A 24,708-nucleotide genomic window follows, 5' to 3' on the forward strand; every position below is an offset into this window, starting at 1 on the left:
CCTTACGCCCCGTAATTATCTATTTTCAAAATGAATCGCTTGCACATTTAGTTTTATACTTCCCCAACATCACAAATACAAACATCAGAAAAAGTATAGTTGAATCTAGCAAAATTGCAAGCAAAATTTCATTCTCAGCTTCTTAAATGTTTAAAACTTGCGATTTTCTTTCATACTGATAGTATCTATCTTTTTGAGGGGGAAAGCAGCATGGAGCTGATGACCGACCAGCGGTTTCGCAAAACAATTAAATATTTGCGGGCACTCATCTTTTTTGGACTTGCAGGCTTGGCATTAGCCACCGTCCTTTACTTTTCTCTAATCGGTTACGCCAAACTGCAGGGACCGCCGCCGCTCGCGGTGCCCCAATCCACCTTATATTTTTCTGACGATGGCACTGTCATCGGCGAGAGCAATTCTGGACAGAAGCGTTATTGGGTTTCGTTAAAAGATATCTCACCGCATCTGATTGATGCCACGGTATCTATAGAAGATAAAAGCTTTTTTGCTCATAATGGCTTTGATTATAAACGGATTGCAGGGGCTGCACTCGCTGACGTAAAGGCGATGTCAAAGGTTCAGGGAGCTAGCACGATTACTCAGCAATACGCTCGGAACCTTTACCTGGCCCATGAAAAAACATGGAAGCGAAAAGCGGTTGAAGCGTTCTATACATTACGGCTTGAAATGAATTATTCAAAGGATGAAATCCTCGAAGGTTATTTAAATACCATTTATTATGGCAATGGTGCATATGGTGTCCAGGCTGCAAGCCGTTATTATTTTGGCAAGGACGCGAAGGATTTATCCCTGGCGGAAGCTTCCATGCTGGCAGGAATCCCGAAAGGCCCTAACATTTATTCGCCTTTTGCTTCCATGGAAAAAGCAAAGCAGCGCCAGCAGACGGTCCTCTACACAATGAAAGCAAATGGTTTCATAGATGAGCTGACGGCTGATAAAGCTAAAATAGAGAAATTGCAGCTTGTCGGTAAACACCAGAATGACCAACTTGGATCGGCACCGTATTTCCAGGATGCAGTCAGGAATGCGCTGAAAAATTCATTGAATTTCGATGACCGCACAATCTCCCTGGGAGGATTGAAGGTATATACGACTCTCAACCTGGATCAGCAGGAGATCGCTGAAAAAACAATCAGCAACATGATTTCATCTGACTCAGAAATCCAGGCCGGGCTTGTCGCCATGAACCCGAAAAACGGGTATGTCAAGGCACTTGTTGGCGGAAGAAATTACGAGGAAAGCCCATTTAACCGGGCCGTCCAGGCAGTCAGACAGCCGGGCTCAACGATGAAGCCACTACTCTATTATGCCGCCCTGGAAAATGGCTTCACACCATCAACGACCATGAAGAGCCAACTGACAACATTCAAGTTTGATGACGATCGCTCTGAATATACACCGCACAATTTTAACAACAAATACGCAAACGCTGATATCACCATGGCCCAGGCATTAGCACTATCTGATAACGTCTATGCAGTAAAAACACATCTCTTCCTTGGTGAGGAAACCTTGATCGAAACTGCCAAACGATTTGGCCTCACAACGAAAATGGCAAAGGTTCCATCGCTTGCTCTTGGTACATCAGGGGTGAGGGTGATTGAAATGGCCAATGCCTACAGTATGCTGGCCAATGGCGGCAAAAAAGTGGAGCCCGTTTTGATCACAAGGGTTGAGAATCATAGAGGGGATGTTATCTATGAATACCAGCCTGAAGATGCCGAGGTATTGAAGCCTGACGTAGCATCGGTCATGACCCAGATGCTGACCGGGATATTTGATAAAAAGCTGAACGGATACGCTTCCGTTACTGGCAGTACGCTGATCAAGAAAATGACACGTCCATATGCGGCAAAATCAGGAACGACCGAAACAGACAGCTGGATGATTGGCTACACTCCCCAGCTCGTCTCTGCAGTATGGACGGGGTACGACAAAGGCAAGCCAATTGAGCTGCCAGCGGAAAAATCATACGCAAAGAATATTTGGCTTGATTTCATGGAAAAAGCACTCGACAATGAGCCTGCGAAGAAATTCAAAGCTGCAAAAGGCACAGTCGCTGTGTATGTCGACCCTGCCAACGGAAAGCTCGCTGCCGATGGATGCCCAGTTAAACGACTCACTTACTTCCAGGCCGGAACCGAGCCAACAGAATATTGCACTGACCATCTCGATGACATAAAGCCTAAAGAAGAAAAACCAGAAATGAAAAAAGAAAAGAAACCTTGGTATAAACGGTTATTCGGAAACTAGGCATATGGTTAATTGTTAACATACCTTGTCAACGACAAAAATCGCCAAAAAAGCCCTTAAACCAAAGAAAAACCCCGGAAGCAAGCTCCCGGGGTTTTTCTCGTCCTAGCATAAAATGTGTTTTTACGCTGTTATAAGTTTACTTTTTTTATTCAAAGTGAGCAAGCCAGATATTGTTAACCAGAAAAAATGTCACAATTTCGACAAATTTAAGGGAGATTTATCCAAACGGTGAATCCTGTTAAATTTGGTTATAAGCAGCTATTTACTCTGCTAATAATCCTGCCTTCAATTTCTCCTCGGATCTCTCCCACATTCCCGGATCGTGGTTTTTCAAATAATCAGCAAGGATTTTTTTGGATTTGTCATCCATATGATCAACTATGATATGGCGCTTGATTGACTTATCAAGACGGTTCACATGCTCAGGCAGCAATTTATAGCCGCGGCGAATTTCACGGTTGACGGTCATCTCGCACGCTGTAACTCCAGCATAGTACGGCCCCTCTTCCTTCCTGTCAATCGTCACCCAGACAACCCAATACAGCTTCGCATCCGGAACTTCATTGCGGTCCGGGAGAAACTTGATGCCCTTTTCGACAACACTCCTCGCGTGCATCGCTCCCACATCAACTGTAGCCTCACCCGCATCAACATCAACAATAACCGGTGAAACATTATCTAAAGTAAGAACGCCCTTTCCAAAGCCCTTATGGCCATCCATCGGATCATTTTTAATAATATTGAAACCGATATTTTTGCCTTTTTTCTCTTCCATGTGAAAATTACCTCCTTAAAAAGGTTTTCGACCTTTATTCGAACATTCTAATGACGATTTTCTCTTTCGCAATGTTCCAATAGACCTTATTGGAACATTCTACTGGTGATTTACTTCTTCTCATTGTTCCAATAGACCTTATTGGAACATTCAAATGGCGATTTTCTCACTCGCAATGTTCCAATGGACCTTATTGGAACATTCTAATGGCGATTTTCTTCTTCTCATTGTTCCAATGGACCTTATTGGAACATTCTAATGGCGATTTTCTTCTTCTCATTGTTCCAATAGACCTTATTGGAACACTCTAATGGCGATTTTCTTCTTCTCATTGTTCCAATGGACCTTATTGGAACATTCTAATGGCGATTTTCTTCTTCTCATTGTTCCAATGGACCTTATTGGAACATTCTAATGGCGATTTTCTCACTCGCAATGTTCCAATGGACCTTATTGGAACATTCAAATGACGATTTTCTCACTCGCAATGTTCCAATGGACCTTATTGGAACATTCAAATGGCGATTTTCTTACTCGCAACGTTCCAATGGACCTTATTGGAACATTCTAATGGCGATTTTGTCCTTTTCCATGTTCAAAACCCTAACTAAACAAACCCTGAATACCATCCAGCAATGCTGGTATCGCATAATGGAAAATCGGCTGGATTGTATATTGGTCAAGTGGAGTGATGACCAGGATCAAGAAAATAACCGATCCATACGATTCGTATTGGGTAAGCTTCGCCCTGATATTCGCCGGTGCCAGGTCCTCGATGATGCGGTAGCCATCAAGCGGAGGGAACGGCAAGAGGTTAAAGACGAACAGCATTGCGTTCAGCCCTATGAATATATTGAGAAAATCAAGGAAAAATTGTGGTACTCCAGCAGCCAATCCAAGGGCGCTGTATATGTACCATATCGCGAAGGCAAGGAAGACCAGAAGCAGGTTGCTGATTGGTCCGGCAACAGAAACGAGTACTCCCGCAAGCCGCGGATTTTTGAACATAAATCGATTCACCGGTACCGGTCTCGCCCAGCCAAAACCAGCAATGAAAATCAGGATCGTTCCAAGTGGATCTAAATGCTGAATTGGATTCAGCGTCAGCCTTCCCTGCTTTTGAGCAGTCGTGTCGCCAAACTTATACGCTACCCAGGCATGCGCGAATTCATGCACCGTAAAGGCAATCATCAGCGCGACAGCAACATAAGGAATTTCAGTTAACGAATAGGGTAAAAACACATTCCATTCCCCTTTATTGTCTTTTCTCTAAAGTATAACTTATTATTGAATGAATGTGAAAACGTGAATCTTTCCCCCTGCTTGCACATTTTGGCGAATTATGAAAAACTGAAAATAGATTTACATTTCCACACATTCAAGGAGGCAAAACACATGCCGTACGTAACTGTAAAAATGCTTGAAGGCCGCTCTGAAGAACAAAAGAAAGCTCTAGTTGAAAAAGTAACTGATGCAGTCAGCGAAACAACTGGCGCACCAAAAGAAAAAGTCGTTGTGTTCATCGAGGAAATGACGAAGAATCATTATGCTGTTGCCGGCAAGCGTTTGAGTGACGAATAGAAAGATATTTTAAAAGCTCAGAACAGCGAGTTCTGAGCTTTTTTTAATTTAAATGTGCGTGCTTAGCTTTTGTTCAAACTGAGGGTGGGTTACATATTCTATGTAAGTGACAGAGCCGTTAAAATTCAAATAAGCCTCGAATCTTGTTCGGTAAGCTGGTCCAGTAATTAAATCGAGCACTTTCCCTCTCTCGACCCAGCGACAATCCGTCGTCTCCTCAGAAGTACTTAACTCCCCACCAATATTCTTACAAGCATAATCCAGCATCAATTTCGTCGGTACATCGGTGATCCCGTCATACCACTTATGTATTGCCGTATTAGAATATACTCCAATTAAGTTATTAATCTCTATAACAATACCACTTTCCTCTTTCACTTCCCTGCTGAGAGCATCCAGAAGATTTTCTCCAACCTCTACCTGCCCACCTGGAAAAACCCAACCCCCATGCTGAGTTTTAACAAGAAGGATCTTTCCTTCATCATTCTCGACAATCCCACCAACCGCAACTATATGTGTTGGCATCTGCATGTAACCCACTCCCATAAAATCATTTTGCTGCTATCTATTCTTTCGCCACAACCATCTGTATTTTCCTTCCAATTCAATCTTTATTTAATGCTTGATTTAGAGCTCTCTTTTTGCGGTCCCTAATCCGATATACTTTCAACTAAGCACCAATGGCTTCTAACTTGTCTCCAAAAACAAAAAAAAGAGTACAAAACCAATAAAGGCTTCATACTCGATTTATCTTATATCAACTGTCTGGATTTTTGCTTCAAGCTTGCAATATACGCATATGCTTCCGCAATCTCTTCATCAGTAAACTTCTGGCTCTTCTTCACCGTCTGCACTTTTTCCTTAACCTCGCCCTCTGGCAAGTTATCAAAATACAAAACAGTGGATACGAGTTCAAGGAATCTCGCATTCTGGTCGTTGATGTCAGTCAGGCAGTCGCCCAGGCAAGGCATCTCGATGCTGTTCTCACCAAGAAACTCCTGACCGGCTTCTGTCAATGTATAGCGGTACTGGTAGTAGCCGCCCTTCTTTTCCTTCACTTCATTCAAGAAGCCCATGTTGCATAGCTCTTCAACCCTTAAGGTAAGTTCTTCTGAATAAGGGCCATAGAAATGGAACTGGAACCTTTCCTGGAACGGAAAATCCATTTTCTTCGCGATATAAATCATTTTCTGAAGCTTCTTCCTGCCGATGACCTCTCCAGAAACTGAAATGGCATGTATGATTTTAGCGTGGTCTTTTAACAAAACGCGTCAACTCCTGTATCAATTGGTCCCATTGTCTAAGTTCAGCTCAAGAATCTGTACGATCTGCTCAATTTCAGGACGTCCTTTTTCTTTTTCCAGAAAATCAGCAGGATAATAAAGTTTATGGTCTGTCCGCCTTTTACCCGATATGGCATCCACAATCTCAGATTCTCTTGAAAGCTCGCGGATTTCCCCGTTTTTCTTCAGCAGGTGAATTGGAAGGCGTTCTTCCTCTTCGCCTGGACGGTAAAAATCGTATGGCAAATCTGAAGATGAGTCGACGACCAGGTAATATTCAGGGTCAAGTCCTGCTTGTTCGAACAATACAGAAAGCTTCGCCAGCTTTTTGTATTCCTTGGCAGGGTCGAACTCGACATATTTAAATAGATTGCGGTTATTGAAACGAATGCACAGATCACTCAGGATCGCGTCCTCTTCCTCTTCCCAAATTTGAAAATAGTAGAGAAACACAGCTTCATCCAATTTTAAATAGTCGTGCAGCGTCAAGCGGTCCTCAAAAATTGAGTAAAAATGTAGCGGTTTATGTTTGAAGGTGTAATTTTGCTCATGAAGGTGTTTAGCACGGTGCAGGATTTTCGTTAAAATGACCTCGGCACTTCGTGTAACTGGATGGAAATAAACCTGCCAGTACATCTGATAGCGGCTCATTATGTAGTCCTCGACAGCATGCATCCCGCTTTGCTTGATGACAACCTGGTCTTCCTTCGGGCGCATGACGCGCAAAATCCGTTCCATATCAAAATGTCCGTAGCTGACTCCGGTAAAATAGGCATCCCTTTGCAGATAGTCCATCCGATCGGCGTCAATCTGGCTTGAAATCAAGCTGATGACAAGCTTATTTTCATACGTTTTTTCAATCACTTCGGCGACCTTCTTTGGAAAATCAGGTGCCACTCGTGTGAGCACTTCATTTACCTCGGTATCCCCAAGGATGATTTCCCTTGTAAAATCCTCATGATCCAGGTCGAATACCTTCTCGAACGAATGTGAGAACGGACCATGGCCAAGATCATGAAGCAGTGCAGCACACATCGACAGGAGACGCTCTCCCTGATCCCATTCAGGACGGGCGACAAAGGCATCGTCGACAATCCGGCGCACAATTTCATAAACGCCCAGCGAATGGTTAAACCTGCTGTGTTCAGCTCCATGGAAGGTTAAGTACGTCGTGCCGAGCTGCTTGATCCTTCTAAGGCGCTGGAACTCCTTCGTTCCAATCAAATCCCAGATCACCCGGTCACGGACATGGACATACCGGTGTACTGGATCTTTGAAAACTTTTTCTTCAAATAGCTTTTCTTCCGAATATCCCATCGTTCCCCTTCTTCCTGTTCATCTTGTTAATTATTATAGCTTGTTTCATTCGCCAAATCACCTCGATTTTCTGCAAATTTTTACAAATATTGCATCCTCATTTCAACAAAATGAGAGTTCATCAGGGTTCATGGTGATTAAGTAAAATCTATAAAAAATTTACCATACTATTTTCTTTCCATTCTTCGGCATTCCGTAAACAAGTTCCTTTTTAAAAGTAAGGCTTTGTTAAATATAATAACCATTCGTTTGCGTTCTTTCTCTTGAATGGTCTTTAGAATTTTTATTACGACCACTCATTTTCGTTTTCTTCTCTGGAATGGTCTTTAGAACCTCTATCAAGACCTCTCGCTTGTGTTTTCTTCTCTCGAATGGTCTTTAGAACCTCTATTATGACCTCTCGCGATCGTTTTTTTCTCTTGAATGGTCGTTAGAACCTCTATTATGACCTCTCGCTTTCGTTTTATCCTCTCGAATGGTCTTTAGAACCACTCCTCTATCAGCACCTGTTAATTTCCCGGGATCTCCGAAAAATCTTCAGCAAAGACAATAGAAAAATATTGTAGTTTGCAAGTTTAAAGAAAAAAATCACCTCTAAACTTTTGTTTAAAGGTGATTTGTATGAAAGTTGTTAAAAAACAAAGAACCTGAAGCGGATAATAGCTGATCAGGTTATTTCAGTTTTTTCTCAACTTTTTCCATAAGTTCTTCTTCACTTAGAGCAGCGACTGGCCGGTTGTTGACGAAAGCAAAAGTCTTCTTTCTGCCGGGCCCGCAATAGGACTGGCATCCAATCTCCATTTTCGCTTCGGGATCCAGCTGCTTCAGCTTCGGAATCAATGTTTTAAGGTTTACGGCCTGACAATCGTCGCAAACACGAAATTCGTTTGCCATTTTGGACAACCCTTTCTAATCATTCTGTCCAGCTCCAGCGCCTAGCCCCTCGGGTCATAAGCCGTCTCACTTCAGAAATCTGGATTTCCTGCGTGAGCCGTCTTATGCCTGTCGGGGCTGAACAAGGTGCCTCCGCTTTTCTTTTTAGACTAAAGGGTATTTTACAACTTATTTCATTCGATTGCAAGCCGGTGCGACGGTCCTCTTGCTTATCTATCTTTATGAAAAACACGTATTTACGCGAAAAATCTACTATCCTTCCATTTTGCAATGTATAAGCTTTCCAATTTCAGGACATGATTGAAGTATAAGTTTCAATAGTTAACCAATGTAAAAGGGAGTTGAAGAAAAATGAAAGTACGCCAGGATGCCTGGACAGATGAAAATGATTTATTGCTAGCGGAAACCGTGCTGCGCCATGTAAGAGAAGGCAGTACACAATTGAATGCGTTTGAAGAGGTGGGCGACAAGCTTGACCGCACATCTGCCGCCTGCGGTTTCAGATGGAATGCAGTTGTAAGGCACAATTATGAAAAAGCATTGCAGCTCGCTAAAAAGCAGCGGAAACAGAGACAGAGAATCCTAGGAAAAGATCAAGGCGGCAAAAAGAAATTACTATATGCTCCGCCAGTGCCAGTGATGGATGAAAGTTTGACAGCTTCGTTGCCAGCAGCAGAAACACATGATTCCCAGATTACCTTTGATCTTTCGATGCTCGATCAGGATGACAATCAAATCGAAGCAGCACTTATGGCAGAAATGCAAGATTTAATAAATGAAAAACAAGAACAAAAAGATTTCTCTGTCGAAGCTGCCGAAATGGCTGAGGTGCCAGTCGCATCAGTAACGGCACAAAGAGTCCAGACTTCAACCGTAAGACATACCGTTCCTTCTACTGGCTTAACGATGGGCCATGTCATTGCCTATCTGCAAAGCTTGAATGGATCGACGCTTCAAGTAGATATCTATAAGAGTGAGAATGAAAGATTAAAGCGTGAAATCAATAGTTTAAGAAAGCAGAACGAAGAACTGCAGGAAAAAATAAATAGGCTCGAGAAAAATACGAATACGATGCAGGAAGATTACGAAACACTCATGAAAATCATGAATCGTGCCCGCAAGCTTGCCCTGTTTGAAGAAGAAGAACGTCCAGCAACAAAGTTCAAGATGGACCGCAACGGCAATCTAGAAAAAGTAGCCGAATAACCTAGTTTTCCTAATTACTAAATAGATAGATGATTGGTTGGAGAAGGAGAAAAAGCAGCAGCCCCCTCTTAAGAAAAGCCGGAACCATTTGGTTTCCGGCTTTTCTTTTATATGTGGCACCACTTTTGTTGATGCCTGGATTTTATTTTGCGGCTCAAATTCTATTCAGCAGCTGAAATCCTATTTACCAGGTGGACTTCAAAAGCCATGCTTTCCAACTATACCAGGGGTTCAAGAAACTTTTCATTCCGTTCGATAATCCGCTTGTAATAGTGGTCAAATAATTCAATCTCCGTACCGTTAAGATATCCGGATGTCAGCTCGCCGCTGTTTGCGTTCAGGAATCTTAAAAACCGTAACATCACATCCTGAACCGTCATCTCGACACCAAACAGCTCGGAAAGAGAGGCCATGACATCAGGCTGGATCTCCGGATAGTTAAATTTTGTACTCTCGCCTTTTTTCGCTCGAGAGTAAAACTCCCTGATCAATTCCGCGCGTGCGCTGCCACTTCCAGTCACACAAAGATAGATTTGGACAGCTACTCCCTTTTTCAGGCGGCGCTGTGAGATTCCGGCAAATTTCTTGTCACCGATACTTAAATCATAGCTGCCTGGACAATACGAAGCCGAAATCTCCTTCGCTTCGATCTCTGAATTAAAATCAGCAAACATTTCTCTTATTAAAAACCACATGGCATCGTACCCGCGGTTGATGTCTATTCCCTTTTCCTTTTCAGGTAAAATAAGCGATAGATTAAGGACTCCTTCGTCAAGCACAACGGCAAGGCCTCCAGAATTGCGGACGATATATTGATAACCTTGCTCCTCAAGGTAATCCAGCCCATCCTGAAGATGCGGCAGCCTCGTATCCTGTATGCCAAGGACAATTGTATTATGGTGCACCCATGCCCGGACCGTTGCAGGCGACTGTCCTGTTCCAACCGATTCGCATAATGTATCATCCGTTCCGAACGACTGGAGGGCATGAAAGTGCGCACCCAGTGCCGACTGGTCAATCAATCTCCACTTGTCCTGACGCAATAAATTAAGCGCCTCATCCATGTGAATTCCCCTTTTCAAAACTCTATTACACGATTTCTATGATATTTCCGTTGATATTATAGCATATTGCAGTGGGGACTCTTTTCATTTACCGGAAAATCTTTGCTATAGAGAGCAATAATTGGGCAAAGCAGACTGTCTTCCTGCAAGATGATAGCGAATTTCACGATTTTATAGCGGAAATGTTATTTTTATAGCGAAATCTTGATTTTTATAGCGAAATGGCGCTTTTAATAGCGAAAATCCTAATATTATAGCGAAATGGAAAAAAACCGCTCTTTTTTCCAATTTCTCGAATTAATAGCGGTAAAAAGCCGATCGAAAAAAATCGACCGGCTTGAGTTGCATATATACTTACTTCACAAGCGCCTGCGCTGCTGTAATCAATGCAAGCTTATAAACATCTTCCTCGCTGCAGCCGCGGGATAGATCGTTTACAGGGCGGTTCAAGCCTTGTAAAATCGGACCTACTGCTTCAAAACCACCTAGACGCTGGGCAATTTTGTAGCCGATATTACCTGCTTCAAGGCTAGGGAACACGAATACATTCGCATCTCCCTGAAGCGGGGAATTCGGAGCCTTCTTTTTCAGCTACAGATGGAACGAACGCTGCGTCGAATTGGAATTCGCCATCAACGATCAGCAATGGATCGCGAAGCTTAGCTTCTTCGACTGCCTTAGATACTTTTTCCGTTTCAGGAGAAACAGCAGAACCTTTAGTAGAGAAGCTTAGCATTGCTACTCTTGGCTCAACATCGAACATTCTTGCTGTCTTTGCGCTTTCGATTGCGATTTCAGCAAGGTCCTGGCTGTCTGGTGCAATGTTGATCGCACAGTCAGCAAATACATATTTCTCGTCTTCGCGAACCATAATGAAGACGCCAGATGTCTTGCGGACGCCTTCTTTTGTTTTAATGATCTGCAATGCAGGTCTTACTGTATCTGCAGTTGAATGCGCCGCGCCGCTCACAAGGCCGTCTGCTTTATTTGCGTATACCAGCATTGTGCCGAAGTAGTTCTCATCAAGCAGAATCTGGCGTGCCTGTTCCTCCGTTGCTTTGCCTTTGCGTCTTTCAACGAATGCTGCAACAAGCTCGTCCATCATCGCGAAATTCGCTGGATCATAGATTTCAATCGCATCAAGGGAAACATCCATGTCGTTCGCCTTCGCCTGGATCTGTTCGATATTCCCTACTAAAATGGGTGTTAAGACACCGTCTGCAGCCAGTCGGCCAGCCGCTGCTAAAATCCGTTCATCAAGGCCTTCCGGAAAAACAATCCGTAAATTTTGTCCGCTTAACTTGGCTTTTAAGCCTTCAAATAAATCACTCATGCTAACTCCTCCTTTTATCTATACTTCTAGAATACTTTACGTGTTTCAAAATTCAAGAATGTTACCGTTTCCAGTCTGAAGTCTTTTTATTGTAAATATTCAAGCATGTTTTGCCTGCCTTTATTATCATTAACAAATTATCCTTTTTGTACTCTCTGTAAACAATCAGCGTTTTATAAGCATGACGTATGGAGAAACTATGATATGATAATGGTATATTTATGATTTTTAGGAGTGATATAAATGAGTGAAGCAGCACAGACACTTGATGGCTGGTATTGCCTGCATGATTTCCGTACAGTAGATTGGACAACCTGGAAGATGCTTTCTAGCGATGAGCGCCAGGCAGCAATCCATGAATTCCTTGGCCTTGTAGAAAAATGGAACGGTGCGCAAAGCGAGAAAAATGGCAGCCACGCTCTATATACAATCGTTGGCCAAAAAGCAGATTTCATGATGATGATTCTGCGCCCTACAATGGAAGAGTTGAACGAAATTGAAACAGAATTCAACAAAACAAAGCTTGCTGAATTCACGCTTCCTGCACACTCTTACGTTTCAGTTGTTGAGTTGAGCAACTACTTGCCTGCAGGTGAAGACCCGTACCAGAACCCGCAAATTCTTGCGCGTCTATATCCTGAGCTTCCAAAAGCAAAGCATGTTTGCTTCTATCCAATGGACAAGCGCCGCCAGGGCAATGACAACTGGTACATGCTTCCGATGGAAGACCGCCGCAACATGATGCGCAGCCACGGCATGATTGGCCGCCAGTATGCTGGAAAAGTAAAGCAGATCATCACAGGATCTGTAGGATTTGATGACTATGAGTGGGGCGTTACTTTGTTTGCAGACGAAGTCCTGCAATTCAAGAAGCTTGTATATGAAATGCGTTTTGACGAAGTAAGCGCACGCTACGGCGAATTCGGTGCTTTCTTCGTAGGAAACCTGCTTGAAGAAGATCGCGTATCAGCGTTTTTACATGTAAATTAAGTCATCCTCTTAAAACCTCGGACTAATTGTCCGGGGTTTTTTTATGCACTTTTTCCCCTTCATTTTTTCTGTCATAAAATCAAGCTTCCCTCATATGAATGAAATAGTGAGAATTCATTTTACTTGTACACCCTTCCTGAAAAAGGTCAATTTCACCAGCTTACATATAAAAGGTGAAATGAAAGCAATGAATAAAAACGTTTAAGGAGGAAAAACAATGACGCAATACAATTATCCATATTATAATTACAGAACCTATCCGCAAACGTACAATCCATATGTAGCGGTTGAATCCCAAGGCCAGGGTGGACTAACTGACACCCAGCAGATGGGGCAGATGGGACAAATGGGGCAAATGGGACAGATGGGTACTCCTTTTACTCAGCAGCCTGTGCCGTTTCCATCCCAATCTGGCGGAGCGATGCCTGGCACAGGTCCGCAGGTTTCTGGCATGCTTCCGGCGGAGCAATCGTATATTGAAAATATTCTCCGTCTGAACAAAGGAAAGCTGGCAACCATTTATATGACATTTGAAAACAATCGCGAATGGAATGCAAAAATTTTCAAGGGAATCATTGAAGCAGCCGGAAGGGACCACATCATTATCAGTGATCCGCAAACAAATATGCGCTACTTGCTGCCAATGGTTTATTTGGATTACATCACTTTCGATGAAGAAATTGAATATGAATATCCTTATGGTGCAGGCGCTGGGTTAGCTACTTATCCTCCACGCTAAAAAATAGTAGGTTTTAAAACGGCTTCGGCCGTTTTTTTTATTGTCAGCCCTCTCAACCTTGACAATCTCCCTAGTGGAAAAATATGATTTATGTACATATTTTTACTATTTAAAAAATGCAGGAGGAATTTATGGAATCCACCCAAAAAAATATAAAACTGGTGGTAGCAGGATTGTTACTAGGAATCTTAATGGCCGCCATGGACAATACGATTGTCGCCACCGCGATGGGAACGATTGTCGCTGATTTAGGGGACTTTGACAAGTTTGTATGGGTCACTTCCGCCTATATGGTCACGGTCATGGCAGGAATGCCGATCTTTGGGAAGCTGTCTGATATGTACGGACGGAAACGATTTTACATATTCGGCTTGCTTGTTTTTTTAATCGGATCTGCTCTGTGCGGGATTGCTGAAACGATGGTCCAGCTCAGTGTTTACAGAGCGATCCAGGGGATTGGAGGCGGTGCCTTGATGCCAATTGCCTTTACGATCGTTTTTGATATCTTCCCGCCAGAAAAACGCGGGAAAATGACTGGACTTCTCGGCGCCGTTTTCGGGACTTCAAGCGTTCTTGGACCTTTGCTCGGTGCCTATATCACGGACTGGTTCAGCTGGCACTGGGTGTTCTATATCAATGTACCAATTGGCATCCTTTCTTTATTCTTTATTGTAAAGTATTATCATGAATCCGCTCAGCATTCCAAGCAAAAAATTGACTGGACTGGCGCTTTCACCCTGGTCATCGCTGTAGTCAGCTTAATGTTCGCGCTCGAACTTGGCGGTAAAGAATACAGCTGGGATTCGATGCAGATTATTGGCTTATTCACCAGCTTTGCTCTGTTCTTCATCGTTTTTATTTTTGCCGAAAGAAAAGCGGAAGAACCCATCATTTCTTTCTGGATGTTCAAAAGGCGCTTGTTCGCAACTTCGCAAATTCTTGCGTTTTTATACGGGGCAACGTTCATTATCCTTGCAGTCTTTATTCCAATCTTCGTACAGGCTGTCTATGGTGGGTCCGCCAAAACAGCCGGCTTGATTTTAACACCAATGATGCTCGGATCCGTTGCAGGCAGTGCAGTAGGCGGCGTTTTCCAAACAAAAACAAGCTATCGCAACCTTATGTTCATTTCTGTTGCAGCGTACTTTGCGGGCATGCTTCTGCTCAGCACGATGACACCGGACACGTCCAGGATGATGCTGACACTCTTCATGATTTTAGTTGGATTCGGCATGGGATTCTCATTCTCCCTGTTGCCAACGGCTTCCATCCATAATCTCGACCCTCGCTTTCGGGGATCAGCGAACTCGACGAATTCATTCCTTCGTTCTCTTGGAATGACACTTGGGGTAACCATCTTTGGAACCATCCAAAACAATGTATTTAAAGATGAGCTGATTAGCGCATTTAAAGGAATGGGCGGCGGTCAAGGCAATCAGTTTGCGGGCGACCCACAGCAGCTATTCCAGGCCGGACAGCGGTCGCAAATCCCGGAATTCGTGCTAGATAAAATTGTCCAGGCAATGTCGACTTCCATTACCCACATCTTTGCGCTGGCCTTAATACCAATCGTCATTTCTGCCATCACTATTTTCTTCATGGGCAAAGAGCGGGTAGAGATTAATAAAACCATTGTAAAAGAATCCTAATCTACTTAAAAAAAGAGCAAGCCAAAAGTTGGCTTGCTCTTTGTATTATAAGTATTTAACAGCCGCAACCATCATAAGAACCCAGGCTGCCAGGAAGGCAACTCCGCCTAATGGAGTAATCGCTCCAAGAATACTGATTTTTGTCACACTTAAGACATACAGGCTTCCTGAGAATAATATGATGCCGATCAGCATCAGCCAGCCTGACCAGGAAACAAGTGCATTGGCTGGGAGTTTGCCCGCTATGATTCCAATGATCAGGATGCCTGTTGCGTGGAACATCTGATAGGTAACCGCTGTTTTCCATGTTTCTAAATATTTTGGTTCTACTTTCCCTTCGAGTCCGTGCGCTCCGAATGCTCCAAGTGCGACGGCAAGGAAAGCATTGATTGCTCCAATTAAAATAAATGTCTTCATTCTTTCCACCTCTTCTTAAAAATTGGCTATGTACTCATATTTGTTATGCCAGGAAAAATTCATAGATGCCCTAAAAATCGAAAAGCGAATCTCCGTTTGAGTTATCATCCATTTCGATCTTCTTTGGCTGCGGCATCATAGGTGACGGCTGGTTTACAGGCATCTGTGGCTGCTGTGTGAAGGCCTGATGTGCAGCAAGGGGTTGTAGTGACGCAGGCTGAACGATGTTTCTGTTTTTGTCAGGGCTGCTGTACCCAGCCGCTCCTGCTCCCTGCTGCACAGGCTCATCCAGCACTAGCTCACAAAGGGTTTTGATTGAATGGATTCTTTCCCGCTGTGCAGCTACTGTATCTGCTTTTTTGGCCAGCCTTAATTCATCTTCCATCTTCATTAGCAATTTTTGAAATGAAATATTCATCCACTCACCTCCATCATCGAAACATTTATGTAGATCTTCATTAGCAATCATTTTTGTACCGTTCCATTCTACATCAATTTCTATTATTTTTCGACTACTGGAAACGAACATGTCAGTTCCACGTGAAACATGTCGATTTTCACCAGAGATCGATTTGCCTAGCATGTGTATATTATTCAAAAAAAATTGTTGCTACTAGATTAGTGGTTTTCTTCCTCTCCAATTACAAAAAGCAAATACTTTTAATTTTAAGGCTGTGTTAAGCGTCAATCTTGTTTTTAGCACCTGTTGATTGGTGCGGAGGGTACTCGACTACTTGAAAATGCTAAATCATTTCTATTGTACCTAGGCAGATTCTAGTAAGCTAAGTTAGATTGATTTCTTCACAATTTGAATTTTTTTGTGAATTAGACCAATCACCTCGCAATTCTTTGCAAATTAGATTGTTCTCCTTCGGAAATTAAAGTTATTCCGTAGCGAATTAGATGATTCATCTCGTAAATTAAAATAATCTCTACGAAATCGTATTAATTTCTACGAATAGGACTTTTATCTCTACGTTTCCCCTATTAATTTCTACGGAATTAAAGATATTTTCTACAAAACCACTCATAGTTTCTACGTTTTCCATTTCACTGGAAGCGTGGTGAACGAGTATCTGGAGCAGAAATCAACAGTAAATTTACCAGAGTCAATTTTAATATACAAAAAGAAAAACCCTGGTTCCCCAGAGTCTCTTATCCTCTCTCCTTCAAATCTTCTATCTGCCAGTCAATGTCCTGATCACCCTGTTCTCTCAGGATCTCGTTCACTTTTGAAAACGGCTTGCTGCCGAAGAAGCCTCTTCTTGCTGACAGAGGGCTTGGATGGACAGAGATGATGATTTTGTGCCTGTTTTCGTCTATCAGCTTAAGTTTGCTTTGTGCCGGCTTTCCCCAGAGAATGAAGATAACTGGCTTCTCACGTTCATTCAAAAGAGTGATGACTTTATCAGTAAAGACCTCCCACCCTTTTCCCTTATGTGAGTTCGCTTCCCCTTTCCTTACAGTAAGGACCGTATTTAATAGCATCACACCCTGATCTGCCCATTTTTTCAAGTAGCCGTTATCAGGGATATAGCAGCCAAGGTCATCGTTCAATTCTTTAAATATATTCCGGAGTGATGGCGGAATGGTCACTCCAGGTTGGACCGAAAAGCTTAACCCATGCGCCTGCCCTGGACCGTGGTATGGATCTTGTCCTAGAATTACCACTTTCACATCCTCATAATCTGTAAAATTCAGCGCGTTAAAAATATCGTTTTTGTCAGGATAAACGGTTTCTGCAGCATACTCTGCTTTTAAAAATTCTCTAAGCTGGTGATAATATGGTTTTTCAAATTCTTCAGTAAGTAAGGTTCCCCATCCATTATTCAATAATGCCAAGACATTCACTCTCCTTTCCTCTATAAATCTACCCGATTTAAATGGAATAGGCACGCATGCAGAGAATTTTCCAATTAATACTTTCATGTTTAATAGAATTGAGAACGGATATATATAGAGTGTAGACGGGGAAGGCATTCATGCTTTCTAAGCTAGTATAGTTAAGATAAAAATCAAGGAGGAAGATACTATGTTAAAAGTAGAAGTAGTTGAAAACGGCGTACAGGCAACGGAAAAGATTAGCTCACTTGAAGCAGCTGGATTCGGCAAAGAAAACATCTATATTTTTGCACATGATGAAAACCGCAGCGAACATTTAACGGACGCAACTGAAACAGGCGGTGTAGGCTTTAAGGAGCAAGGCTTCTTTGATTCTATCGGCAATATGTTCAAGTCACGCGGCGATGAGCTTCGTAACAAGTTCGAATCACTTGGACTATCCAAGCAAGAGGCTGAGCAGTACGAAATGGAATTGGACAAAGGCCGTCTAGTTCTTGTTGCTACAGATGAAGTGAAGTAATAATAGCGCGAACAGCATAGTCGATCCCCTGTGATCGTTTATATAGAAACCCCCTGTCACTTTTGGCAGGGGGTTTGCGCGTTCATTTTCCTATCCGAAAAATCTCTGATAAATGCTCCGTGCATGGGACAGATCCTTTGTGCCGTGGATCAGTGCCCGGCCGTCCTGGAATATAACCAGCCTGTTGTCAGGCATTTCAACCGAAACCAAATATGGATTCCCTTTTACTTGATAGCCTAATTCCTTCATTTTTTCCGCCGTTTCCTGCAAATTAAGCTGCTGCTGATGCGGCGGCCGGATTTGAACTGTATCTCGCCCGCACAAGACAGTCGTCTTCGTCATGTTCTCAGCATCAAGATAAGGATATTCAGGATGTTCGCCACATGAGAGGCACCCAGGATCCTTCGCTTTGGACATTTTCATGCTTGTATACTGGTTCCGCCACATATCGAAGCTGACGAACGAAGTCCTGACCGGTTCCCAGTCCTCCACCAGGATTTTTAGAGCTTCTGCTCCCTGATGGGCAATGACCATTTGGACTGCAGGACCGATGATCCCCCCTGTGTCACAGGTCATCCCTTGTAACGGAACGGTTTTAAGGAGGCAATTCAGGCATGGCGTCTTGCCTGGAATGATGGTAAATGTCATTCCAAAACTTCCGACACAAGCCCCGTATATCCATGGAATTTTATATTTCTGGGAAATATCGTTGATGGCCATTCTTGTTTCAAAATTATCTGTGGCATCAATAATTAGATCCACGCCGTCAGCAAGCTCCGCTAATTTTTCAGGAGTCGCATCTGCAATATATGCGCTGATTTCAACATCAGAGTTAATCGCTCTGAGCCTTTTTTCTGCCGCCGCTGCCTTTGGAAGCTTTTCGGTAACATCCTCTTCGGTATACAGCTGCTGGCGCTGCAGGTTACTCGCTTCCACATAATCACGGTCAACGATTGTCAGCCGGCCTACTCCTGCGCGCACTAGCAGTTCTGCATTGCCAGAGCCAAGCGCACCTGCTCCAATCATCAGCACATGCTTGCTGCGGATCTTTTCCTGTCCGGCCTTTCCGATTGGAGGAAACAGCGTCTGGCGTGAATATCTTTCTGACATGATTATTCCTCCCATGAAAAGCGTAAGCAATTGATGAAAAATGCTTTCGACAAAGTGACAGTGCAGACCCCTGGGCTGACCGCAGATTTTTAACACCTTATTATTCTGGCATTTCACCTGAATAAAGCCGGAGTTCTTCAATAGCGATTTGAACAGCCCTGTCTTCTGTATCACTTAATGATATGTTTGTTGTGATTGGACTCCAATACCCGTCGGAAACATACCCATAATCTGGCGCATATTCTCTCGTCCATTCATAAAGAAAGTATTCAAATAAATGGTCTCTCCGCTGAATGATTTCCGCTTTATACCTTTTGCTCGGTGTGAGAATGATCTTAATAACCTGTTTCATCAGCCACCCGATACAGGCGGAATAAACGCGATGGTATCTCCCTCTTTGATCATTTCTTCATTTGATGAAAACTCTTCATTGATTGCCGTCATCGATGTATCAAGCTTTTGTACCCCGTACTTTTCAGCCACGATTTGCTTCAATTCGGCAACCGTTTTACCGGCAGCTTCGATTTCCACTGATTCATGTCCCGCTTCATCGCGCAAATGGGCAAAGAATAATATTTTATTCATTGAGATCCTTCTCCTCCGGTTTTCCTGTCGGATATGAGACAGTTTCTAGTTGATTTCCGATCCATTCCTGGCCGTCTTCCCAATGCTCTTTTTTCCAGATTGGCACGATTTCCTTGATGCGCTCGATTGCGTATCGGTTTGCCTCATATGCGTCGTTACGGTGTGGAGTTGAAACGGCAATGACGACAGCAACATCTGTTATGTCGAGTCTGCCGACACGGTGTGTGATCGCAACCTCGGCACCATTCCAGCGCTCCTGGATTTCTGTGCCAATTTGCTCAAGCTTTTTGATGGCCATTGGCTCATATGCTTCGTATATAAGATGAAGGGTCTTCTTACCCTTTGTCATTTCACGGACGGTGCCAATGAATGTAGTGATTGCCCCTGCATCACGCTGGACCACTTTATCAATGACGGATTGAACGTTGATTGGTTCTTTCGCTATTTCGTAATTCACCATTTTCACCTCAATAAAATTGATCCAAGCCTTTTGATTTTACAGCATAATCGGTTCTGGATTTTCTACCACTGCATAGCCGCCTATTTTGTCGACTTCGGCCTTGAAGGCTTCGGATTGGATCACGGATCTTAACCAAATACCCTTTTCGCTTTCATAAAAAGCCTTTGTCATGAGCAAATCATAGTTTTCATCCGCAACCGGGATGAATTCCAGCCCCATAGCCCTGGCTGCAGGGAAAATCCCCAGGCCTGCTGCGTTTTCGTTCCCCTTTACTTCTGCTGCGACGCTCAAGTGCGAGAACATTTCGCGCTCATAGCCATTGACCTGCTCAGGGGAAAGACCTGTTTCTTTTAACAATAAATCAAATAGAATCCTTGTCCCGGCACCTTTTTGCCTGTTGGCGTAGTCGGCGCCCTTCATAGCGATATCGCTGACATTTTCAATCCCAAGCGGATTCCCTTTTGGCAGCATCCAGCCCTGGGTCCTTTTTAAAAATGGATAAAGGACTGCATCCTGGCCGGCAAGAAATTTTTTAACATAGGTAATATTATATTCTTTCGTCTCCGGATCTAGCAAATGAATGCCCGCTACATGGGCCTCCCCTTTTCTGATTGCCATCAGCCCAGCCATGCTGCCAACGTGGGAAGAAACGATTTTCATGTCGCTGCGCTGTTTTTTCAGCTGGGAGGAAAGGAGATCGATCGTCAAATCATGGCTGCCGCTGAAGACGATAGCGTTTTTGATTTCTTCGACTGGCCTGTAAAGCTCGACTTCCACCATATCACCCTGTTCGTACCCAAGCTCTTCAGGCGGTACGACCAGCAAACCGTCTGCCCGCACTAGCGACATCGTAACGCCCGCCGCGCGTGTCAGCGGGTTAGCGACAAATTGTCCGTCCACGTAGCCGATGTTCATTCGGACAAAGTCCTCAGCTCCCATCGTGGAGACGATCCTGCGGCCAAGCTTCACCTGCAATGTCGGCCTTTTTGGCTCTGGAATCCCAAGATATTTGCAAACGAGCGGCCTGACAAACCACTCAAGCGCAAAATACGCAGACACTGGATAGCCTGGTACACCTATAACCACTTTATTTTTAATCTTTCCAAGGATGACTGGCTTACCCGGTCTTGTTGCGACACCATGGGTAAAAACAGTGCCGAGCTCCTCGAGAATATGCACAGTATAATCCTTAGAACCTGCTGATGAGCCTGCGTTAATCACAACGAGGTCCGACGCTTCAACCGCGTTCAGCAGTGCTTCTTTAATTTTTTCCGGCTCATCTTTTACAATCGGTTGAAGTTGAGGCGTGCCGCCCCAATCCTCGATATATGCGCTAAAAACAGTCCCATTGAATTCAATGATCCTGCCTGATGAAAGCGAAGTATCTGCGCTGACAAGTTCATTCCCTGTTGGAATAATTGACACCAGCGGCTTTTTCACGACGCATACCTGTGTGACCTGTGCCGCGAGGAGCGCACCGAGGTCTGCAGGGCGCAGTTCATGGCCCTGGGTGAACAGCATTTCCTCCTGGACGATATCTTCGCCAATCGGACGGATATGCTGCCACGGAGTTGCTGGTTCAATGATTTCGATTGTATCTTCATCAATGACATGGATATGCTCGACCATGATCACCGCATTGAAGGATGACGGGATTGCATTCCCTGTATCAACATAAACAAATTGTTCGCCTTTTTTTAATTGAAGAGGCCGCTGCTCATGGGCTTCATACGTTTCCTCTGCGTTTACTGCGATTCCATCCATGGCTGAAGCATGGTAAAAAGGCATAGAAACATTGGCAAAAACCGGTTCTGCAGTAATACGGCCAAGCGCACGACTGGCTGGGACCCATTCCTTTTCACGAGAAAGGTCGAAAGCAGCGAGCACCTCATCTCTGGCTTCGGCCCGAGGCTTGTCCTCAAGGTAGATTTTACGATTATATTGTATTTTGTTCATGATGCGGCTCCCCCTATCTCGTAAAAATAACAGGCACATGTTCCCCTTGAGAAATGCCCTCTTTTTCGGAAACAATCTCCACAATCCCATCGCTTTTTACCAAAGTTGTGATCAGGCCTGACTTGCCGATAATCGGATCAGCCCACCAATCTCCATCCCTTTCCTCCAGCTTGACCCTGATGTAATCAGATCTCCCTGGGGAAGAAGCAATATTTTTCACGATTCTCGCAAAAATTCGCTCAGGTTTTGGATCGATTTTTTCCCCTTTTAATCTTCTGAAAACCCTCTCGCCAAACAGCTTGAAGATGATCATGGAAGACGCTGGATGTCCGGGAAGGCCGATGACCGGCTTTCCATCGGCCATGGCAAGAATCGTCGGTTTGCCAGGCTTGATGGAGATTCCATGGACAAACACACCAGGGTCTCCAAGTGACTGGATGACCTCAGTCGTATAATCCTTTGTCCCGACAGAACTGCCCCCGGAGAGGATCAGACAGTCCGCCTGCTCATACAATTCACGAGCCTTCTGGGAAAATTCCTGATAATCATCGCGGGTAATCCCTCCATAGATGACTTCAATCCCCCACTCATTCGCAAGGCCTTTGATGGTTAAGTAATTGATATCACGGATTTGTCCTGTTTCAAGTGCTTTCGTTTCATAAGGGACGATTTCATCCCCGGAAGAAAGGTATGCTGCTTTCAGTTTTCGGTAGACTTTCACCTGTGAGATCCCTAACGCTGCAAGAGCTCCAAGCTCCTGAGGGCGCAATTTGGTGCCTGCTGAAAGCAGGACTTTACCCGCTCGGATGTCTTCTCCTGCGCGGATGACATTCTCACCTGGAGCTATCTGCTTATAGGTGTTGAGAAGGCCGCCGATTTCCTCACAATGCTCAATCATGAGAACGCTGTCACTTTCTGGCGGGAGCATTCCTCCTGTCGGGACGTAAATCGCTTCTCCCCTGCCAAGTGGCTTGGAAGCTTCTTCGCCCATATGGACTTCACCAGCCACATTCAAGAAGCCAGGCATCGATTCAGATGAGCCAAAAGTGTCTTTCGCCTTGACCGCATAGCCATCGACCGTTGAACGGTCAAACCCCGGGACATTCTCTTCCGCGGTCACATCCTCAGCAAGGATGTAATGGAGCGCTTCATCAAGCTTTTTTATCTCAGTTTCCTGGATCTTGCCAATTTTTTCATCTATTAAAGCAAAAGTCTCCTCAACGGTTTTCACTTTGAAAAATTGCATGCTGCCTAACTTCCTTTCTGGCACCTGAAAAAACTATCGATCACATTGTGTCATTTTTTTTGCCTCTTCATATTCCTCTGGCCGGTTCATATTGAAAAATACTCGCTCAAGATTGCCCTCGCAATAAAGGTTTAAATCCTGCTCGTCCAGGTAACGCACATCCAGACGGTCGAGCAGGTGCTTCATCCTAAGCTTTCCTTCTTCGATACAATCCTTCGCAACAACAGCTGCCCTTTTCTGGTAGGCGGCAAAAAGCGGATGCTGCCTGCCTTCACTGATTGGGACCACTGCTTCATGGTGTTTTAACTCTTTGATAAGACTCGCTGCAAGCTCTCCTGACACAAATGGCATGTCACAGGCGACGACAAAATTCTCTTCATAGTCCGAAGCCTCAAGTCCAGCGTGAATCCCAGCAAGCGGACCAGATTCTTTATATTGGTCCGTAACGATCTTGATATCTAAAAAATGATAGGTTTCAGGTTCATTCGTTACTAGAATTATATCATCGAATACATGCTTTAGTTCACCCAATATTATCTCAATATTCGTTTTTTCGTGAAATTTCAGTAGAGCTTTATTTTTTCCCATCCTGCTAGATTTGCCGCCAGATAAAACGATTGCTCCAGCTTTCATTTCACAGCACCTTCTTTTAATTTGTTTGTTTTGTTTCACCAGCCGTGTAATAACCGTTCTCCTGGGCAACGAAATCCAGATGAATCGTATTTAAATCAAGCATTGCCGGCGTTGGCTTCACAATATATTGTCTTGTATCAATTATTTTAGTATACCCCTTGCATTCTTCACAAACCTGGATTTGGGCTGCAGACTCTCCTTCAATCGTCAGGAATTGGACCGTCTCATGGTCTTCATTGCCGCAGTGCGAACAAGTGAGGCGCTTTTCATGCCAGTGAGCTAGGCAGCGAGGACAGTGAAGGACTTTTTTTCCTCCGTCTTCAAGCTGGGCAAGTCGTACAGGTTCACCACAGACAGGGCAGCCCGCACCATGGACGCCATATTGAATAACATTCTGGACCTTTTCAGCTGTCAGCTGCAAATAAGGGCGAAGAACATTTTCTGCTAAAAATTGCGGAATCCACCCATCAATATCGTTCTCTTCTGCAAAACTGGCAAAATAAATATGATTAAAGGCAAATGCTTCATCAATCCATCTTTTCGCTGTATCTTCATCTAATGACTTTTTAAGAGATTCCATTGATTTTCCCAGGTTAGGTTGATAGTTCGATAATAGTTCTCCCATATCCTCTATCCACTGTAAAAATAGTGAAATATCAAAGTCAATAGCCGCTAAGGCTGTGACTGGCACACCTGCCTCCAGTGCCGCTTTATCAAGATTAGGCTGGATCCTCTCGGGATTCAGGCTTAGCTTCCATTGTTCCTGCAATCTGATCATATCTTTCTGCAATTTCTGGTACTCTTTTGAGACAACGGAATTCTTCATTGCTT

General features: G+C 43.9%; 25 protein-coding genes and 1 pseudogene. 7 read left to right on the forward strand and 19 right to left on the reverse strand.

The window, feature by feature from the left end; all coding sequences use genetic code 11:
- The first annotated feature begins 210 nt into the window (after positions 1 to 210).
- On the forward strand, positions 211 to 2,274 hold the full coding sequence (locus AABM38_RS23300; protein ID WP_423408511.1) for a transglycosylase domain-containing protein: 2,064 nt from the start codon (positions 211 to 213) through the stop codon (positions 2,272 to 2,274).
- 265 nt (positions 2,275 to 2,539) lie between these two features.
- On the opposite strand, the gene AABM38_RS23305 is transcribed toward AABM38_RS23300, so the two are convergent.
- Both AABM38_RS23305 and AABM38_RS23310 read right to left on the reverse strand, forming a co-directional pair.
- A complete protein-coding gene (locus AABM38_RS23305; protein ID WP_423408512.1) occupies positions 2,540 to 3,052 on the reverse strand; it encodes a YwhD family protein in 513 nt (170 codons plus the stop codon).
- Positions 3,053 to 3,655: 603 nt separating this feature from the next.
- Positions 3,656 to 4,243, reverse strand: coding sequence for a site-2 protease family protein (locus AABM38_RS23310; protein ID WP_423410827.1), 588 nt, complete (start codon positions 4,241 to 4,243; stop codon positions 3,656 to 3,658).
- A 204-nt stretch (positions 4,244 to 4,447) separates the two neighbouring features.
- Here AABM38_RS23310 and AABM38_RS23315 point away from each other — a divergent pair, with 204 nt between their 5' ends.
- On the forward strand, positions 4,448 to 4,633 hold the full coding sequence (locus tag AABM38_RS23315) for a 2-hydroxymuconate tautomerase (protein ID WP_423408513.1): 186 nt from the start codon (positions 4,448 to 4,450) through the stop codon (positions 4,631 to 4,633).
- A gap of 48 nt (positions 4,634 to 4,681) precedes the next feature.
- On the opposite strand, the gene AABM38_RS23320 is transcribed toward AABM38_RS23315, so the two are convergent.
- The 4 genes from AABM38_RS23320 to AABM38_RS23335 form a co-directional block, all read right to left on the reverse strand.
- Entirely contained in the window at positions 4,682 to 5,164 is a 483-nt protein-coding gene (locus tag AABM38_RS23320) for an NUDIX hydrolase (RefSeq protein ID WP_423408514.1), read from the reverse strand.
- Positions 5,165 to 5,385: 221 nt separating this feature from the next.
- Positions 5,386 to 5,898 (reverse strand): YwgA family protein, encoded by a 513-nt coding sequence (locus AABM38_RS23325; RefSeq protein ID WP_423408515.1) that lies wholly within the window; start codon positions 5,896 to 5,898, stop codon positions 5,386 to 5,388.
- Between the two features lie 18 nt (positions 5,899 to 5,916).
- Positions 5,917 to 7,233 carry an HD domain-containing protein gene (locus tag AABM38_RS23330; protein WP_423408516.1) on the reverse strand — a complete coding sequence of 439 codons (1,317 nt, stop codon included), beginning with the start codon at positions 7,231 to 7,233 and terminating at the stop codon, positions 5,917 to 5,919.
- A gap of 672 nt (positions 7,234 to 7,905) precedes the next feature.
- Positions 7,906 to 8,127 (reverse strand): DUF1450 domain-containing protein, encoded by a 222-nt coding sequence (locus AABM38_RS23335; RefSeq protein ID WP_335377260.1) that lies wholly within the window; start codon positions 8,125 to 8,127, stop codon positions 7,906 to 7,908.
- Positions 8,128 to 8,478: 351 nt separating this feature from the next.
- Between AABM38_RS23335 and AABM38_RS23340 the strand changes: the two genes are divergently transcribed.
- Entirely contained in the window at positions 8,479 to 9,333 is an 855-nt protein-coding gene (locus AABM38_RS23340) for an RsfA family transcriptional regulator (RefSeq protein ID WP_423408517.1), read from the forward strand.
- A 218-nt stretch (positions 9,334 to 9,551) separates the two neighbouring features.
- Here AABM38_RS23340 and AABM38_RS23345 read toward each other — a convergent pair whose 3' ends face one another.
- Complete coding sequence (locus AABM38_RS23345) at positions 9,552 to 10,397, reverse strand: lipoate--protein ligase family protein (RefSeq protein WP_423408518.1); 846 nt, start codon at positions 10,395 to 10,397, stop codon at positions 9,552 to 9,554.
- A 354-nt stretch (positions 10,398 to 10,751) separates the two neighbouring features.
- Positions 10,752 to 11,730 (reverse strand): annotated as a pseudogene (gene pta / locus AABM38_RS23350) (phosphate acetyltransferase).
- A 243-nt stretch (positions 11,731 to 11,973) separates the two neighbouring features.
- Here pta and hemQ point away from each other — a divergent pair.
- The 3 genes from hemQ to AABM38_RS23365 all read left to right on the forward strand — a co-directional run bounded on the left by hemQ (position 11,974) and on the right by AABM38_RS23365 (position 15,108).
- The gene (gene hemQ / locus AABM38_RS23355) at positions 11,974 to 12,720 is read left to right on the forward strand and encodes a hydrogen peroxide-dependent heme synthase (protein WP_423408519.1); all 747 of its coding nucleotides are present in this window, start codon (positions 11,974 to 11,976) and stop codon (positions 12,718 to 12,720) included.
- Between the two features lie 217 nt (positions 12,721 to 12,937).
- Positions 12,938 to 13,459, forward strand: a complete 522-nt coding sequence (gene gerQ / locus AABM38_RS23360; protein ID WP_423408520.1) for a spore coat protein GerQ — start codon at positions 12,938 to 12,940, stop codon at positions 13,457 to 13,459.
- 131 nt (positions 13,460 to 13,590) lie between these two features.
- Complete coding sequence (locus AABM38_RS23365) at positions 13,591 to 15,108, forward strand: MDR family MFS transporter (RefSeq protein WP_423408521.1); 1,518 nt, start codon at positions 13,591 to 13,593, stop codon at positions 15,106 to 15,108.
- 45 nt (positions 15,109 to 15,153) lie between these two features.
- On the opposite strand, the gene AABM38_RS23370 is transcribed toward AABM38_RS23365, so the two are convergent.
- From AABM38_RS23370 to AABM38_RS23380, 3 genes are all read right to left on the reverse strand, one after another.
- Positions 15,154 to 15,525: a DUF423 domain-containing protein gene (locus tag AABM38_RS23370; RefSeq protein ID WP_423408522.1), complete on the reverse strand. Its 372-nt coding sequence runs from the start codon at positions 15,523 to 15,525 to the stop codon at positions 15,154 to 15,156.
- Positions 15,526 to 15,595: 70 nt separating this feature from the next.
- Entirely contained in the window at positions 15,596 to 15,943 is a 348-nt protein-coding gene (locus tag AABM38_RS23375) for a YwdI family protein (RefSeq protein WP_423408523.1), read from the reverse strand.
- A 737-nt stretch (positions 15,944 to 16,680) separates the two neighbouring features.
- Positions 16,681 to 17,367: a uracil-DNA glycosylase gene (locus AABM38_RS23380; protein ID WP_423408524.1), complete on the reverse strand. Its 687-nt coding sequence runs from the start codon at positions 17,365 to 17,367 to the stop codon at positions 16,681 to 16,683.
- Positions 17,368 to 17,557: 190 nt separating this feature from the next.
- Here AABM38_RS23380 and AABM38_RS23385 point away from each other — a divergent pair, with 190 nt between their 5' ends.
- Positions 17,558 to 17,887: a general stress protein gene (locus AABM38_RS23385; protein ID WP_335377250.1), complete on the forward strand. Its 330-nt coding sequence runs from the start codon at positions 17,558 to 17,560 to the stop codon at positions 17,885 to 17,887.
- A 90-nt stretch (positions 17,888 to 17,977) separates the two neighbouring features.
- Here AABM38_RS23385 and AABM38_RS23390 read toward each other — a convergent pair whose 3' ends face one another.
- The 8 genes from AABM38_RS23390 to AABM38_RS23425 all read right to left on the reverse strand — a co-directional run bounded on the left by AABM38_RS23390 (position 17,978) and on the right by AABM38_RS23425 (position 24,703).
- Positions 17,978 to 18,997 carry a thiazole biosynthesis adenylyltransferase ThiF gene (locus tag AABM38_RS23390; RefSeq protein ID WP_423408525.1) on the reverse strand — a complete coding sequence of 340 codons (1,020 nt, stop codon included), beginning with the start codon at positions 18,995 to 18,997 and terminating at the stop codon, positions 17,978 to 17,980.
- A gap of 100 nt (positions 18,998 to 19,097) precedes the next feature.
- Positions 19,098 to 19,349: a hypothetical protein gene (locus AABM38_RS23395; RefSeq protein WP_423408526.1), complete on the reverse strand. Its 252-nt coding sequence runs from the start codon at positions 19,347 to 19,349 to the stop codon at positions 19,098 to 19,100.
- Positions 19,349 to 19,582 carry a molybdopterin converting factor subunit 1 gene (gene moaD / locus AABM38_RS23400; protein ID WP_423408527.1) on the reverse strand — a complete coding sequence of 78 codons (234 nt, stop codon included), beginning with the start codon at positions 19,580 to 19,582 and terminating at the stop codon, positions 19,349 to 19,351. The genes AABM38_RS23395 and moaD overlap by 1 nt, the downstream gene beginning before the upstream one ends.
- Positions 19,575 to 20,039 carry a molybdenum cofactor biosynthesis protein MoaE gene (locus AABM38_RS23405; protein WP_423410828.1) on the reverse strand — a complete coding sequence of 155 codons (465 nt, stop codon included), beginning with the start codon at positions 20,037 to 20,039 and terminating at the stop codon, positions 19,575 to 19,577. The genes moaD and AABM38_RS23405 overlap by 8 nt, the downstream gene beginning before the upstream one ends.
- Positions 20,040 to 20,078: 39 nt before the next feature.
- Positions 20,079 to 21,998 carry a molybdopterin biosynthesis protein gene (locus AABM38_RS23410; protein WP_423408528.1) on the reverse strand — a complete coding sequence of 640 codons (1,920 nt, stop codon included), beginning with the start codon at positions 21,996 to 21,998 and terminating at the stop codon, positions 20,079 to 20,081.
- 13 nt (positions 21,999 to 22,011) lie between these two features.
- Complete coding sequence (gene glp / locus AABM38_RS23415; RefSeq protein WP_423408529.1) at positions 22,012 to 23,244, reverse strand: gephyrin-like molybdotransferase Glp; 1,233 nt, start codon at positions 23,242 to 23,244, stop codon at positions 22,012 to 22,014.
- A gap of 33 nt (positions 23,245 to 23,277) precedes the next feature.
- Positions 23,278 to 23,877, reverse strand: coding sequence for a molybdenum cofactor guanylyltransferase (mobA, locus tag AABM38_RS23420; RefSeq protein WP_423408530.1), 600 nt, complete (start codon positions 23,875 to 23,877; stop codon positions 23,278 to 23,280).
- Positions 23,878 to 23,893: 16 nt separating this feature from the next.
- Entirely contained in the window at positions 23,894 to 24,703 is an 810-nt protein-coding gene (locus AABM38_RS23425; RefSeq protein WP_423408531.1) for a formate dehydrogenase accessory protein FdhE, read from the reverse strand.
- Positions 24,704 to 24,708: the final 5 nt, after the last annotated feature.

It is taken from the genome of Heyndrickxia sp. MSNUG (assembly GCF_049532715.1).
Lineage (GTDB): Bacteria > Bacillota > Bacilli > Bacillales > Cytobacillaceae > Mesobacillus.